At 70.5% G+C, this 15,259-nt stretch carries 11 protein-coding genes and 3 pseudogenes; 11 read left to right on the forward strand and 3 right to left on the reverse strand.

Annotation, left to right across the window (positions count from 1 at the left end):
- Nucleotides 1-104 precede the first annotated feature (104 nt).
- From ACFC51_RS09700 to ACFC51_RS09710, 3 genes are all read left to right on the forward strand, one after another.
- Nucleotides 105-1,307, forward strand: a complete 1,203-nt coding sequence (locus tag ACFC51_RS09700) for an NAD(P)/FAD-dependent oxidoreductase (protein WP_376527868.1) — start codon at nucleotides 105-107, stop codon at nucleotides 1,305-1,307.
- Between the two features lie 33 nt (nucleotides 1,308-1,340).
- Entirely contained in the window at nucleotides 1,341-2,240 is a 900-nt protein-coding gene (locus ACFC51_RS09705; RefSeq protein WP_376527870.1) for an RNA polymerase sigma-70 factor, read from the forward strand.
- Nucleotides 2,241-2,345: 105 nt separating this feature from the next.
- Entirely contained in the window at nucleotides 2,346-2,684 is a 339-nt protein-coding gene (locus tag ACFC51_RS09710) for a hypothetical protein (protein WP_376374753.1), read from the forward strand.
- 23 nt (nucleotides 2,685-2,707) lie between these two features.
- Here the strand turns inward: ACFC51_RS09710 and ACFC51_RS09715 are convergent, their stop codons facing one another.
- Nucleotides 2,708-2,923, reverse strand: a complete 216-nt coding sequence (locus ACFC51_RS09715; protein ID WP_376374756.1) for a DUF397 domain-containing protein — start codon at nucleotides 2,921-2,923, stop codon at nucleotides 2,708-2,710.
- A gap of 14 nt (nucleotides 2,924-2,937) precedes the next feature.
- On the opposite strand from ACFC51_RS09715, the pseudogene ACFC51_RS09720 reads away from it, so the two are divergent.
- From ACFC51_RS09720 to ACFC51_RS09730, 3 pseudogenes are all read left to right on the forward strand, one after another.
- Nucleotides 2,938-3,081: pseudogene (locus ACFC51_RS09720) on the forward strand (ATP-binding protein); the annotation flags it as partial.
- Nucleotides 3,082-3,142: 61 nt separating this feature from the next.
- Nucleotides 3,143-3,301 (forward strand): annotated as a pseudogene (locus ACFC51_RS09725) (helix-turn-helix domain-containing protein); the annotation flags it as partial.
- A 16-nt stretch (nucleotides 3,302-3,317) separates the two neighbouring features.
- A pseudogene (locus ACFC51_RS09730) lies at nucleotides 3,318-4,041 on the forward strand (hypothetical protein).
- Nucleotides 4,042-4,062: 21 nt separating this feature from the next.
- Here ACFC51_RS09730 and ACFC51_RS09735 read toward each other — a convergent pair.
- Nucleotides 4,063-4,836 (reverse strand): alpha/beta fold hydrolase, encoded by a 774-nt coding sequence (locus ACFC51_RS09735; protein ID WP_376374759.1) that lies wholly within the window; start codon nucleotides 4,834-4,836, stop codon nucleotides 4,063-4,065.
- A 94-nt stretch (nucleotides 4,837-4,930) separates the two neighbouring features.
- On the opposite strand from ACFC51_RS09735, the gene ACFC51_RS09740 reads away from it, so the two are divergent.
- From ACFC51_RS09740 to ACFC51_RS09760, 5 genes are all read left to right on the forward strand, one after another.
- Entirely contained in the window at nucleotides 4,931-5,374 is a 444-nt protein-coding gene (locus tag ACFC51_RS09740) for a MerR family transcriptional regulator (RefSeq protein ID WP_376374762.1), read from the forward strand.
- A complete protein-coding gene (locus ACFC51_RS09745) occupies nucleotides 5,343-6,365 on the forward strand; it encodes an NADPH:quinone oxidoreductase family protein (protein ID WP_376374765.1) in 1,023 nt (340 codons plus the stop codon). The genes ACFC51_RS09740 and ACFC51_RS09745 overlap by 32 nt, the downstream gene beginning before the upstream one ends.
- A gap of 451 nt (nucleotides 6,366-6,816) precedes the next feature.
- Nucleotides 6,817-8,541, forward strand: coding sequence for a carbohydrate-binding module family 20 domain-containing protein (locus ACFC51_RS09750; RefSeq protein ID WP_376374768.1), 1,725 nt, complete (start codon nucleotides 6,817-6,819; stop codon nucleotides 8,539-8,541).
- 93 nt (nucleotides 8,542-8,634) lie between these two features.
- Complete coding sequence (gene pulA, locus ACFC51_RS09755) at nucleotides 8,635-13,941, forward strand: pullulanase-type alpha-1,6-glucosidase (RefSeq protein ID WP_376527873.1); 5,307 nt, start codon at nucleotides 8,635-8,637, stop codon at nucleotides 13,939-13,941.
- Between the two features lie 193 nt (nucleotides 13,942-14,134).
- The gene (locus tag ACFC51_RS09760; RefSeq protein ID WP_376374774.1) at nucleotides 14,135-14,485 is read left to right on the forward strand and encodes a 5-carboxymethyl-2-hydroxymuconate Delta-isomerase; all 351 of its coding nucleotides are present in this window, start codon (nucleotides 14,135-14,137) and stop codon (nucleotides 14,483-14,485) included.
- Here the strand turns inward: ACFC51_RS09760 and ACFC51_RS09765 are convergent.
- Nucleotides 14,470-15,204, reverse strand: coding sequence for a TetR/AcrR family transcriptional regulator (locus tag ACFC51_RS09765; protein WP_376374777.1), 735 nt, complete (start codon nucleotides 15,202-15,204; stop codon nucleotides 14,470-14,472). The two genes, ACFC51_RS09760 and ACFC51_RS09765, sit on opposite strands and share 16 nt — an antisense overlap.
- Nucleotides 15,205-15,259 lie beyond the last annotated feature (55 nt).

A 15,259-nucleotide genomic window follows, 5' to 3' on the forward strand; every position in this document is an offset into this window, starting at 1 on the left:
AGGCGTGCGGGAGACGGTCCGAGTGAACTGGGTCACAGGCTGTCACAGGGTCCGTGCAGGTGGTGTCTTGAGCTCGAACAGCTCGAAACGAGGGAGACATCATCATGGTGAAGAACACCGACGTGGTCGTGGTGGGCGGCGGGTACGCCGGCGTCATGGCGGCCAATCGCCTGACGCAGCGCGACGACGTGACCGTGACGCTGGTCAACCCGCGCCCCGCCTTCGTCCACCGTGTCCGCCTGCACCAGATGGTGGGCGGGACCGACACCGCTGTCGTCGACTACCAGGACGTGCTGGCGGAGGGGGTGCGGCTGGTGGTCGACTGCGTGACGCGGATCGACGCGGCCCGGCGCGAAGTGGAGCTGGCGAGCGGTGGTGCGGTCGGCTACGACTACCTGGTCTACGCGGTGGGCAGCGGCAGCGCCGACCCGCAGGTGCCCGGTGCGGCCGAGTTCGCCTACCCGATCGCCGGCCTGGAGGAGGCGCAGCGGCTGCTGCCGGTCCTCGACGCCGCGCCCGCACCGGCCCCGGTGACGGTCGTCGGAGCCGGTCCGACAGGCATCGAGACCGCCGCCGAACTGGCCGAACAGGGCCGCGTCGTGACCCTGGTCTGCGGTGGGGTGCTCGGCCCGTACCTGCACCGGCGGGGGCGGCGGTCGGTGGCCGGGCGGCTGACGGCGCTCGGGGTGAGGGTCGTGGAGGGTGCCGACACGAAAGTGACGGCGGTGACGCCTGACGCGGTGCGGCTCGCCGACGGCCGGGAGCTGCCCAGCGCGGTGACCATCTGGACCGTGGGCTTCGGCGTGCCGGACCTGGCCGTCCGCAGTGCGCTGAGCACCGATGCCCTGGGCCGCCTGCTCACGGACGAGACGCTGACGAGCGTGGACGACGACCGCATCGTCGCGGCCGGGGACTCGGCGGCGCCGTCGGGCCTGCCGCTGCGGATGAGCTGCCAGACGGCGATGCCGCTGGGCGCACGGGCCGCAGACACGGTCCTCAGCCGGCTGGCGGGCGAACAGCCCGAGACCCTCAACCAGTCGTTCGGAGCGCAGTGCATCAGCCTGGGCCGGGGCACCGGCATCTTCCAGTTCGGCAACAGGTCCGACGTCGCGGTGTGGTTCCACATCGACGGTCGCCTCGGCGCGAAGATGAAGGAGACCGTGTGCAAGGGCATCGTGAAGCACCTGGCCGACGAGGCGCACAAGCCCGGTGGGTACAGCCTGCACCGCATGAAGGGGGGCGCCGGACGCCGCGAGGCGCTGGAGGCCGTACGCGCCGAGGCACCGGCCATCGAACGGATTTCCTAGGTCCGGGCCGGCCGAAGGGGAGATGATCCACACATGAGTGCTGATCCCGTCGTCGACCGGGCGACCGAGACCTTCGTCGCCCAGCGCAATCTGCTCTTCACCGTCGCGTACGAGATGCTCGGCTCGGCGGTCGACGCCGAAGACGTCCTCCAGGAGACCTGGCTGCGGTGGGTCGAGGTCGACCTCGACCAGGTGCGCGACCAGCGCGCCTACCTGGTCCGGATCACGACCCGGCAGGCGCTCAACCGGCTGCGCACGATGTCCCGGCGCAAGGAGTCGTACGTGGGCCCCTGGCTGCCGGAGCCGCTGCTGACCACGCCGGACGTGGCGCAGGACGTCGAACTCGCCGAGAGCGTCTCGATGGCGGTGCTGCTGGTCCTGGAGACGCTGTCACCGACCGAGCGGGCCGTCTTCGTGCTGCGCGAGGTCTTCGACGTCGGCTACGACGAGATCGCGGCGGCGATAGACAAGACCCCGGCAGCGGTCCGCCAGATCGCGCACCGTGCCCGCCGTCACGTGGACGCCCGGCGCCCACGCTCAGTGGTGACTCAGCGCCAGACGCGGGCGGCTGTGGAGTCGTTCGTACGGGCACTGGAGGGCGGGGGCCTTCAGGAGCTGCTCGACGTCCTCGCGCCGGACGTCGTCTACATGGGCGACGGCGGCGGCGTGAAGCACGCCGCGCTACGGCCGATCGTCGGCGCCGACAAGGTGGCCCGCCTCCTGGCCGGCGGCCTCAGCAGGAACACGATCCCGGTCACCTTCGACCCCACCATGGTCAACGGCAGCCCGGCGCTCGCGCTCCATCTGGACGGTGAGCTGGACAGCATTCTCGCGGTCCACGTGGAAGACGGCCGCATCACCGGCCTCTACGTCGTCCGCAACCCGGAGAAGCTGTCCCGCATCGCGTCCGAGACACCGCTCACCCTGCGGTGAATTAACCATAGTCGATCTGCGACGTGGGAATTCGGGCGCGGTAGTGGACCTCGTGCCGTCCCGGAGGAACATCAACTCGTCCGAATCCAGAAAGAGATCATTGGCATGGAGATCCTTCGCTATGTGTTCCTCGTCTTCCACCTCTTCGGGTTCGCCGCGCTCCTGGGCGGCGTCTTCTACCAGCTGAGAGGGAAGGACCCGGTGACCGGCGGCTACATGGTGAGCAGCGCGGTCGTCCAGCTGGTCACCGGTGCGGGGCTCATCTGGACCCGGATATCCCAGGACCTGCCGGTGGACAGCGCGAAGATGGGGGTGAAACTGGCCCTGGACGTCCTGGTGGCGGTCACCGCGCTGGTCGGCATGCGCAACAAGCGGCCGTGGGCCTTCTTCGCCGTGGCGTCGTTCACCGCCGCCGCAGCAGTCGTGGCCGTCGTCTGGAAGTAGCCCCGCGAACAGTCACGGAGAGGTCAGCGTCGGGAGGCGTACGCCAGAAAGGCCGTCCAGGCGGCGGGAGTGAAGCCGAGAAGGGGGCCGGCGGTGCTCTTGGAGTCACGGACGTGCACCGTACGGGGGGTGGGTGCGACCTCGACGCAGTCGTTGCCGCTGCTGCTGTCGCTGCAGCTGCTCTTGAACCAGGCCAGTTCCAGTTCGTGGGAGTCCTCGGCGGCGAGCTTGTCGATCACGTCTCTCCCAGCAGTTGCTCGATGAAGGCGAGCGATTCCCGCGGAGTGAGCGCCTGGCGGCACACCTGGGGGACTGGGGGCTGCCCGTCGAGCCTGCCGCGCACATCGTGGCGGAGCCGGCAGCGAACGCCGCCCTGCACGGGCGCGTGCAGGGGAGGGCCGCCGCCGCCGGGTCGCGGGGCGCCCGCGACCCGGCGGGCCGTGACGCGGTGACCCACGATGTCGCCTCCGCTGCCCGGCATGCGCGAGCTGGCCCCCGTACGCCCCGGAGTGATCGTCATCCCGCTCCAGAACTGCGACCGCCGCGACCGCGCCTTCCGCTCGCGCCACCCCGGCCACTGCCGTGACTGCCGCACCGACCTGCCCACAGCCGCCTGATCCCGAACGGAAACCCATGGTCAGCGCACCGCACGAAGCGATGCACCGCATCTTTCAGGAATACCCCGGCCTCATCTCCCAGCTCTCCGACGTCCTCGGGCTGGCTCTGCCGCCGCTGGTGTCGGCAGAGCCGCTGACCGTCGACCTCACCGAGGTCGAACCGCTCGAACGACGCGTGGACACGCTCCTGCGCATCGAGACCGAGGGCGACGGTCCCTTCCTCCTCGTCGTCAAGAAGCCCAGGGGAAGAAGGGCTTCGGCAAGAAGGCCAGCTGGCCGTACTACGTCACGTATCTCCACAACAAGTACCGGCTCCCCGTCCTGCTTCTCGTGATCTGCCAGGACCGTCATCACGAACGTGGCCGAGGCCCGCAAGGATCTGCCGCTCGCCACACTCGCCGCTATCACACACGCTGACAATCCGGACGTCGATGCGATACTGAGGACGATGTCCGTCGCCCTGCGCGACACACCGGAAGCGATCGCTGGACCTGTCGTCGAATTCATCGCACAAGGCCTGGGCAATCGCCCGGCTGCACAACAGTGGAGCAACCTGGTGGCCGTGGGCCGACGGTGTCCTGCTCATCCTGGACATGCGCGGCATCGAGATCACCGACACCACCCGGGACAAGGCCACCACCTGCGATGACCCGGAGCTCCTCCGCCGGTGGTTGGCTCGCGCGGCGGTCGTCACCACCGCTGACGACATCTTCGACGAAGAGACCCCCGACGGCCGGTAGAGCCTGGGGCCGGCCGCGCTCTCAGCCGTCGGCCGTGAGCGCGGCGGCCACCTCACGCGCGAACGCGTCCGGGGCGTCCAGCATGATGTTGTGCCCGCAGTCCGGGACGGGGACCACGCGGACCCCGGCGCCGGTGAGCGCGTCGGTCCCCGCGAGAGCGCCATCGGCCGCCGGGAACAGGAAGGTCCTGGGGATCGACAGCCCCAGCAGCAGCTCGCGCATGGTGGGGGTGGTCCCACGGGCGAGGTGGACGGCGCTGCGATGCAGGGCCTCCAGGCCGGCGAGGCGCATCGTGGACCACCAGTGAGGGCCTGCCAGGTCCCGGATCTCCTGCCAGCCGCCCGCCAGGAATTCGGGCTCGGAGAGGGCCGCGATCCCGCTGCTGCCCGGTGCGCCGGACACCGGCTCCAGCGGATCGAGATTCGCGTCCACCAGCATGAGACGGGACACCAGATGCGGGTGACGGCTCGCCAGGACGATCGCCACGGACCCGCCCATGCTGTGCGCCACCACCTCCGCGCCGGTCACGCCCGCGTGCGTCAGGGCGGCGGCCAAGGCGTCGGCGTGGGATGCGAGCCGGTAGTCGAAGTCCGTCGGCCGGTCGCTGATGCCATGCCCGAGCAGGTCGACGAGCAGGGACCTGCGGCCGGTGAGCAGCGGATGGGCGGCGGCCTGGGCGAAGTAGGCGGGTGAGGTGGCGCCGAGGCCGTGCACATAGACACGGGCCGGTTCCTGTCCGGGCAGCTCCACCCATCGGATCCGGTCCCCTGCGGGCGTCACGGTGGCGTCGCGCATTCCTCTTCCCCCTGGCTCGTCGGTGGTCGGGCAGAGCCTAACCGCGGCGGCCCGGGCGGGAAGAGCGTGCTGCTCCCGGACGTTGGCCTCAGGCATGAGGATCGGCGAAGCTTCCAGAGTCAGCGGCGCAAGTGCGCGATCGTTACGGCACTACGAGGACGAGGGACTGATCGTCCCCGGTCGTTCCGGCAACGGGTTCCGCGACTACTGCCGGTCCACCGTCGACCGGGTGCTCGTCATCCGTTCGCTGCTGGAGTCAGGGCTGCCGGTGCGGTTGATCAGAGAGGCTCTTCCACGCCTCGTCGACGGAGCCGAGTCCGGAGCCGATGTCGTGCACGGGGAGTTCCTCGACGAGGTGCAGGCCCACCGTGACCGGCTCGTCGCTCGGATCGCCGTGCTCAGCGACCAGCAGGCGGCACTCGACGCCTATCTGCGAGACGCCCGCCGCACGGGTCTCCCGCCGTCACTTGACCCTGCCACAAGTGTCAGGGTCCTACCTTCGGCGCATGGAGACCGACGAGCAGCAGCACACCGTTGAGGGGACCGGGACCGTACGGGCGCTGGTCCAGCAGTCGCACGGGGGCCCGAAGGATCTGACGCTCACGACCGGCCATCGCCGCCCCGTGCCGGGGCCCGGCGAGTACCTGATCCGTGTGGGTGCCGCCGGGGTCAACTTCGCCGACGTCATGCAGACCCGGGGGACCTACGGAGGAGGCCCGCAGGCCCCGTATGTGGCGGGCTTCGAGGCCGCCGGCGAGATCGTGGGTATCGGCCCGGACGTCGCCGGGCCGCTGCGGCCCGGCACTCATGTCGTAGGAGCCGGTCCGGGCGCCTTCGCGCAGTACATGACGCTGCCGGCGGCGGGCGTCCTTCCCGTACCGCACGGATGGAGCGATGCCGAAGCTCTCGGCCTGGTCCTGAACTGGGCCACCGCGCTGGCGGCGTTGAAGCCGTTGGGCGAGATCAGGAGGGGCGAGACGGTACTCGTCCACGCCGCGGCGGGAGGCGTGGGGCAGGCCGCCGTGCGCCTCGCCCGCCACTACGGGGCGCGGGTGGTCGCCACGGCGTCACCGGCGAAGCACGACACCGTCAGGGCGCTCGGCGCGGACGAGGTCCTGGACGGCCGGCGCTCCGATCTGGCCCAGGAGATCACCCGCCTGACCGGCGGTGTCGATCTCGTCCTGGAATCGGTGGGACAGGCCACGTTCAAGGCGAGCCTGTCGGTCACGAGGCCCCTCACCGGCCGGGTCGTCGTGTTCGGCGCCGCTTCCGGTGATGCCACGCTGACCACGCACGATCTGGTCTTCGCCCATCCGGTGCAGATCAAGGGCCTGCACATCGGTGCGCTGGCCGTCGAGGCCCCGTCCCTCTACCGGTCGTTGCTCGACGAGCTCGAAGCGCTCATCGCCCGAGGCGTGTACCCGCCCGGTGCTCCTCAGGTGCACCCCCTCGCCGAGGGACCAGCGGTGCTGGAGCGACTCGAAGCGGGCCGGACCTGGGGCAAACTGGCTCTCGACCCCTGGCGATAGGCGTATCGCCCCCCAGTGCCGTCGACGCGAGCGGCCGGCGTCACGGGACGGCCCCGCGCAGGAGAGGCCCCGAGTTCGGCCCGGGATGGGCCGGCGGGGAAGCGACGTCGGGGCCTCTCCTTGGCGTGACCGGCCCGGCCGGCCGGGCGCGTGGGGCCCGGCGTACCGGCCCCCCGGCCGGCCGGGCCGGAGTCGGGACGAACTTAACAGCACCGCAATATCTTGCGTAAGTCCTTGCAGGAAGAAATCTACGAGATTTCGTCGATGTGAGCGGGGTGTAATCGCGTCGTGTCCAGGGGGTTGACCGGGGCAGGTCAGGCTCGTACGGTCTGCTGCACCCCAGTTTTTGCATTCTTGCTGCAAGAACCTTCAGAAGCCTTGACGGCACGGCGCGTTGCCCGGTGAGGCTGCTCCGCCATCCCCGCACTTCCCCCACCGCAGGAGGAACGTCATGGCACGCAGACCGTTGTCCGGCGCGCTCGCCCTCACCTTGGGCGCCGCTGTCCTCGCCGTCCCGGCGGGGCTCGGCGCCGCCGGGACCGCCCAGGCCGCGCCGCCCGGCGAGAAGGACGTCACCGCCGTGATGTTCGAGTGGAACTTCGCGTCCGTGGCCAAGGCCTGTACCGACAGCCTCGGCCCGGCCGGTTACGGCTTCGTCCAGGTCTCGCCGCCCCAGGAGCACATCCAGGGGAGCCAGTGGTGGACCTCGTACCAGCCCGTGAGCTACAAGATCGCCGGCCGCCTCGGTGACCGTACGGCCTTCGCGAACATGGTCAGCACCTGCCACACCGCCGGCGTCAAGGTCGTCGCCGACTCCGTCATCAACCACATGTCGGCCGGCTCGGGCACCGGAACCGGCGGCTCGTCGTACTCCAAGTACGACTACCCGGGCCTCTACTCCGTCAACGACATGAACGACTGCCAGTCGCAGATCAGCAACTACGGCGACCGGGGCAACGTCCAGAACTGCGAGCTCGTGGGTCTCGCCGACCTGGACACGGGCGAGGACTACGTCCGGGGCAAGATCGCCGGATACCTCAACGACCTTCTCTCCCTGGGCGTGGACGGGTTCCGGATCGACGCCGCCAAGCACATGCCGGCTGCCGACCTCGCCAACATCAAGTCGCGGCTGAGCAACACCGGCGTGTACTGGAAGCACGAGGCGATCTACGGGGCAGGGGAGGCGGTCTCGCCCTCCGAGTACCTCGGCAGCGGCGACGTCCAGGAGTTCCGCTACGGCCGCAGCCTCAAGCAGGTCTTCAACAACGAGAACCTCGCCAACCTGAAGAACTTCGGCGAGGGCTGGGGCTTCATGGAGTCCGGCAGGTCCGCCGTCTTCGTCGACAACCACGACACCGAACGCGGCGGCGACACCCTGAACTACAAGGACGGCGCGAACTACACCCTCGCGAACGTCTTCATGCTGGCCTACCCCTACGGCTCCCCGGACGTCCACTCCGGCTACGAATGGTCGGACAAGGACGCCGGACCGCCCAACGGCGGCCAGGTGAGCGCCTGCTACAGCGGCGGCTGGAAGTGCCAGCACGCCTGGCGCGAGATCTCCTCCATGGTGGGCTTCCGCAATACCGCCCGCGGTCAGGCCGTCTCGAACTGGTGGGACAACGGGGGCGACCAGATCGCCTTCGGCCGGGGCTCCAAGGCGTACGTCGCCATCAACCACGAGGGCTCGTCGCTGAGCCGTACCTTCCAGACCTCGCTGCCCGCGGGCGACTACTGCGACGTGCAGACCGGCAACGGCGTCACGGTCAACGCCTCCGGGCAGTTCACCGCGACCCTCGGTGCCAACACGGCCCTGGCCCTGCACGTCGGCGCCCGCACCTGCACCGGCGGCGGCACGACCCCGGACCCCGGCACCGGCCAGTCCGGTGCCTCCTTCGGCGTCAACGCCACCACCCAGCTCGGCCAGAACATCTACGTCACCGGCAACCAGGCCGCACTCGGCAACTGGGCCCCGGCCTCCGCGCTGAAGCTCGACCCGGCGACGTACCCCGTCTGGAAACTCGACGTGGCGCTGCCCGCAGGCACGTCCTTCGCGTACAAGTACCTCCGCAAGGACGCGAGCGGCAACGTGACCTGGGAGAGCGGCGCCAACCGCACCGCCACCGTCCCGTCCTCCGGAAAGGTCACGCTGACCGCCGACGTCTGGCGCAGCTGACCGCACACACCACAGGGCCGGGGACGCGAGGGTGAGCGTCCCCGGCCCGCACCGCTCCACCGCCCGATCCCCGAAAGCCGAGGAGAACCCTCCGTGTCCCGACCCACCCTCCGGCGGGGGGCCGTAGCCGCACTGTGCGCGGCGCTGCTGCCCGTCGTCCCGGCGGCCACCGCGTCCGCCGCGCCCAGACCCCCCGCGCCGCCCTCGGACGCGTCCCTCGCCAAGGAGCCGGCCAGGCACGACCTGACCCGCGAGCAGTTCTACTTCGTGCTGCCGGACCGCTTCGCGAACGGCGACACGTCCAACGACCGGGGCGGGCTGACCGGCTCCCGGCTGGAGACCGGTTACGACCCCACGGACAAGGGGTTCTACCAGGGCGGCGACCTCAAGGGCCTCACCCAGCGGCTCGACTACATCAAGGGCCTCGGCACCACGGCGATCTGGCTCGCCCCGATCTTCAAGAACCGCCCCGTGCAGGGCACCGGCGACAACGCCTCGGCCGGCTACCACGGCTACTGGATCACCGACTTCACCCAGGTCGACCCGCACTTCGGGACCAACGCCGACCTCACGAAGCTGATCGACAAGGCCCACGGCAAGGGCATGAAGGTCTTCTTCGACGTCATCACCAACCACACCGCCGACACCGTCGACTACGCCGAGAAGAAATACGGCTACAAGCCCAAGGGCGCCTTCCCGTACCTCGACGAGGACGGCCGCCCCTTCGACGACGGCCAGGGCGTCGGGGAGGTGGACGAGAACTCCTTCCCGTACACCCCGGAGAACACGGGCAGGAAGGTCCCCGCCTGGCTCAACGACACCACGATGTACCACAACCGGGGCGACTCGACCTACGCCGGCGAGTCCACCGAGTACGGCGACTTCTCCGGCCTCGACGACCTGTGGACCGAGCGCCCCGAGGTCGTCTCCGGCATGGAGAAGATCTACGAGAAGTGGGTCCGCGACTTCGACATCGACGGCTTCCGCATCGACACCGTCAAACACGTCGACCTCGACTTCTGGACCCAGTGGGCCACCGCGCTCGACGGCTACGCCGCGAAGCACGGCCGGGACGACTTCTTCATGTTCGGAGAGGTCTACTCCGCCGACACGGCGATCACCTCGCCCTACGTCACCCGGGGCCGGCTCGACGCCACCCTCGACTTCCCCTTCCAGGAAGCCGCCCGGCAGTACGCCTCCCAGGGTGCCCCGGCGTCGAAGCTCGCCGCCGTCTACGGCGACGACTACCGCTACACCACCGACAAGGCCAACGCCTACGAGCAGGTGACCTTCCTCGGCAACCACGACATGGGCCGGATCGGCACCTTCCTGAAGCAGGACAACCCGAAGGCCTCAGACGCCGAACTCGTGAAGCGCGCCCGCCTCGCCGACGAGCTGATGTTCCTCGGCCGCGGCAACCCGGTGGTCTACTACGGCGACGAGCAGGGCTACACCGGAGCGGGCGGCGACAAGGACGCCCGCCAGACGCTCTTCGCCTCGAAGACCGCCGACTACCTCGACGACGACCAGATCGGCACCGACCGTACGCACGCCTCCGACGCGTACGACACCACGCACCCGCTCTACCGCTCCATAGCGGCCCTGTCGAAGCTCACCCGGGAGCACCCCGCACTGCGCGACGGCACCCAGACCGAGCGCTACGCCAAGGACTCGGTCCACGCCTTCTCGCGGACGGACACCAAGCGGCCCTACGAATACCTCGTCGCCACCAACAACGGCCAGGAGGCGAGGACCGTCGAGCTGCCCACGGCATCGGCAGGCATGAACTTCCGTACGCTGTACGGCGGTTCCGGCAGCGTTCGCAGCGGTGCGGACAAGGCCGTCAAGGTGACCGTGCCCGCGCTGTCCAGCATCGTGCTCCGCGCCGACCAGCAGCTCGGCAGCCCCGCCGCCAAGCCCGCGCTCACCCTGAAGGCCCCGGCCGCCGGAGCCACCGGCACCGTGGAGCTCACCGCCGACGTGGACGGCGGCGGCCTGAACCGCGTCGTCTTCGCCGCGCAGACCGGCAACGGGAAGTGGACCACCCTCGGCTCCGCCGACCACGCCCCGTACAAGGTCACCCAGCACCTCGACGACTCGGTGAAGGCCGGGACGCCGCTGCGCTACAAGGCCGTCGTCGTCGACCGCGCCGGACGCACCGCGAGCGCCCTCGCCTCCACCACCGCGGGCCAGGCCCCGCCCGCGCAGAAGCCCGTCGCCGTCGACCGCGACCAGGCCGTCGTCCACTACAAGCGCGCGGACGGCGACTACGAGGGCTGGCAGCTGAAGTCCGGTGGGAAGAGCGCCGACTTCATCGGCCGCGACGCCTACGGAGCCTTCGCCTGGATCGACCTCGACGAGGGCACCTCCTCCGTCCCGTACACGGTCGAGAAGGACGGCACAGCCGACGGCCCCGAGCGCACCGTCGACCTCGCGAGGACCGGCCAGGTCTGGGTCGAACAGGGCAAGGTCGAGCAGGCCGCCGAGGCTCCCGAGACCCCGCCGCAGGACACCACCAAGGCTGTCCTGCACTACCACCGCGCCGACGGCGACTACGACGGCTGGGGACTGCACACCTGGACCGGCGCGGCCTCGCCCACGGACTGGGCCAAGCCGCTGCAGCCCGTGAGGACCGACGCCTACGGCGTGACCTTCGAGGTCCCGCTCACCGACGGCGCCACCTCGCTCAGCTACATCCTCCACAAGGGTGACGAGAAGGACCTCCCCAGCGACCAGTCCCTGGACATCGCCTCGTACGGGCACGAGGTCTGGATGCTCGGCGGGAAGCCCGGCTACCTGCTGCCGCAGGCCGGCGGGGTGCCCACGCCCGACCTCACCAAGGCCGAGGCCCAGTGGATCGACGCGGACACCGTCGTCTGGAAGGTGAAGGCCACCGACGCCACCAGCCAGCAGCTCGTCTACGCGAAGGACGGCGGGATCTCCGTCGTCGACGGCGCCCTCTCCGACGAGGGACAGTGGCTGCGGCTCGGCGCGACGGAGCTCACCGACGCGCAGAAGGCGAAGTACCCGCACCTCAAGGACTATCCGGCGTTCACCGTCGACACCCGGGACCGCGACCGCGTCGTTACGTCCCTCCGCGGCCAGCTGATCGCCACCCAGCGCGCCGCCAACGGGGCGCTGCTCGCCGCCACCGGCGTACAGACGGCGGGTGTCCTGGACAGCCTGTACGGGAACGCCGCGAGCGGAGCCTCCCTCGGCCCGGTCTTCCGCAAGGGCAGCCCCACGCTCTCCGTCTGGGCGCCCACCGCCCGGACCGTCGCGCTCGAACTCGACGGGAAGAGCGTCCCGATGCGGCGCGACGACCGCACCGGCGTGTGGTCCGTCACCGGCCCGAAGAGCTGGAGCGGCAAGCCGTACCGCTACGCGGTGACCGTCTGGGCGCCGAGCGTCCAGAAGACCGTCACCAACAAGGTCACCGATCCCTACTCCACGGCCCTGACCGCCGACTCGGCCCGCAGCCTCGTCGTCGACCTGGAGGACCCGAAGCTCGCGCCGAGCGGCTGGTCCGCCCTGAAGAAGCCCGCCGCCGTCCCGCTGCGGAACGCACAGATCCAGGAGCTGCACGTCCGCGACTTCTCGGTCACGGACCCGACCTCGAAGCACCCCGGCGAGTACCTCGCCTTCACCGACACCCGCTCCGACGGGATGAAGCACCTCGAGCAGCTCGCCGACTCCGGCACCAGCTACGTGCACCTGCTGCCCGCCTTCGACATCGGGACGATCCCCGAGAAGAAGAAGGACCAGCAGCAGCCCGCCTGCGACCTGTCCGTCTACGCCCCCGACTCCGAGGAGCAGCAGGCCTGCGTCACGAAGGCCGCCGCGAAGGACGCCTTCAACTGGGGCTACGATCCGCTGCACTACACCGTCCCCGAGGGCTCCTACGCCTCCGACCCCGACGGCACGAAGCGCACCACCGAGTTCCGGCAGATGGTCCAGGGGCTCAACAAGGCCGGGCTGCGGACCGTCATGGACGTCGTCTACAACCACACCGTCGCCTCCGGCCAGGACGACAAGTCGGTCCTCGACCGGATCGTGCCCGGCTACTACCAGCGGCTCCTGGAGGACGGCACCGTCGCCACCTCGACCTGCTGCGCCAACACCGCGCCCGAGAACACCATGATGGGCAAGCTCGTCGTGGACTCGATCGTCACCTGGGCCAGGGAGTACAAGGTCGACGGCTTCCGCTTCGACCTCATGGGACACCACCCCAAGGCCAACATCCTCGCCGTCCGGAAGGCCCTCGACGAGCTCACCGTCGCCAGGGACGGCGTCGACGGCAAGAAGATCATCCTGTACGGCGAGGGCTGGAACTTCGGTGAGATCGCCGACGACGCCCGCTTCGTCCAGGCCACCCAGAAGAACATGGCCGGCACCGGTATCGCCACCTTCTCCGACCGGGCCCGCGACGCCGTGCGCGGCGGCGGCCCCTTCGACGAGGACCCCGGCGTCCAGGGCTTCGCCTCCGGCCTCTACACCGACCCCAACACCTCGCCCGCCAACGGCACCGAGGCCGAGCAGAAGGCCCGGCTGCTCCACTACCAGGACCTGATCAAGGTCGGCCTCACCGGCAACCTCGCCGACTACACCTTCACCGACACCCAGGGCCGCACGGTCAAGGGCTCGGCCGTCGACTACAACGGGGCCCCCGCCGGCTACGCGGCGGCGCCCGGCGACGCGCTCGCCTACGCCGACGCCCACGACAACGAGACCCTCTACGACGCCCTCGCCTTCAAGCTCCCGGCGGACACCACCGCCGCCGAGCGGGCCCGCATGCAGGTCGTGGCGATGGCCACGGCCGTGCTCTCGCAGGGACCGGCGCTCTCCCAGGCCGGCACCGACCTGCTGCGCTCCAAGTCCCTGGACCGCAACTCCTACGACAGCGGCGACTGGTTCAACGCCCTGCACTGGGACTGCCGCAAGGGCAACGGCTTCGGCCGCGGCCTGCCGCCCGCCGCCGACAACCAGGACAAGTGGTCCCACGGGAAGCCGCTGCTGACCTCCGCCGCCCTCACCCCCGGGTGCGCCGAGATCACGGGGGCGTCCGCGGCCTACCAGGACCTCCTGACCATCCGCACCGGTGAGAAGGACTTCGGCCTGGCCACCGCCGGGCAGGTCCAGGACACCCTGTCCTTCCCGCTCTCCGGCAAGGACGAGACCCCCGGTGTGATCACGATGCGTCTGGGCGGCCTGGTCGTCGTCATGAACGCCACCCCCGGCACGCAGAGCCAGGTCGTCCCCGGCCTGGCCGGGAAGGCGTACGCCCTGCACCCCGTGCAGGCCGCGGGCGCGGACGCCGTGGTCAAGAAGTCCTCGTACGAGGCGGAGTCGGGCGGCTTCACCGTGCCGGGACGCACGGTCGCCGTGTTCTCCCGCGGCTGACGCCCCTCCTCCCCCCCGGCCGGTCCCCGGCCCCGCGCTCTCCACGGGCCGGGTGCCGGGGACCGGCCGGTCCGCGTGGTGGGCCCTCCCTTGTGCCGGCGGTGCGATCGGGCGAAGCTGGCACCGTACACATCCGTGCACGGCGTACACGTACACGTACGCGTCCCGACTCGCCCGCCGTCAGGAGCGCTTGATGCCGCAGATCACCGTCGACTACTCCGCCGAGCTCGACGACAGCTTCGACCGCCGCGGCTTCGCGCTGGCCCTGCACCCGCTCGTCGCCGAGACCGTGTCCACCAAGGTCCCCGCCTGCAAGACCCGGTTCCGCCGGGCCGAGGACTCCGTCGTCGGCGACGCGGCGACGGGCGACTCCCTCGTCAACGTCTCGATCGCGATGCTGCCCGGCCGTACCCCCGAGATCAAGGCCCAGCTCACCGAGGCCGTGCTGGAGCTGCTGGCCGGGCACCTGAAGCCCGTCGACGGCCTCACCGTCCACGCCTCGGCCGAGGTCCGGGACCTCGACGCCTCCTACCGCAAGGGCTGAGGCCGCCGCTGCGGCGGAACGGCCGGTGCGGCGGGTGCCAGGGCGGAGAGCCGGGCCAGCAGCTCGCCGAACGGGCCGTCCTCCGGCTCCTGCGCGAAGACCCGCAGCATGATGCCGGCCATCTCCTGGTCGTACGCGGCGCTCACCGCCGCCAGCGCCGCGAAGTCGTGCACCAGCTGCAACTCCAGCTCGGCGCGCGGGATGCGCTTCCCGTCCAGCCAGAGCAGCGCCGTCGACTCCGCCAGCGACACCCAGGACCGCACGACGAGTTCCAGCCGGGCGGGCGGTGACGCGACGCCGAGATGCGCGACGATCTGGTCGTACGCGGCCTGCCGCACGCCGTCGACCAGCGCGTTGGCCGTCGACGAACCGCCCGCCGGACCGCCGCGGATGAGTGCGGCGAAGCCCGGGCCGTGCTCCTCGACGAAGTCGAAGAACCGGTGCATCACCCGGATCAGCCGGGCCCCCAGGGGGCCTTCGTGCGCCTCCATGAAGCGCGCGGCCAGCTCGTCGGCGGCCCGCTTCAGCGCCGCCTCGTACAGGCTCCGCTTCCCCGGGAAGTAGTGGTATACGAGGGGACGGGAGATTCCGGCGGCCGACGCGATCTCGTCGATCGACACCTCGTCGGGCGAGCGGTGGCTGAACAACTCCAGCGCGACACCGATCAACTGGGCCCTGCGCTCATCGACGCCCATCCTGCGCCGCACCCCGGTCGTCATGCCGGACAGCCTAACGGGGCAGGGAGCGCGTCCCTCCGCCGCACCTCCACGGGAC

Origin of the sequence: Streptomyces sp. NPDC055962, assembly GCF_042270185.1 — a bacterium.
Lineage (GTDB): Bacteria > Actinomycetota > Actinomycetes > Streptomycetales > Streptomycetaceae > Streptomyces.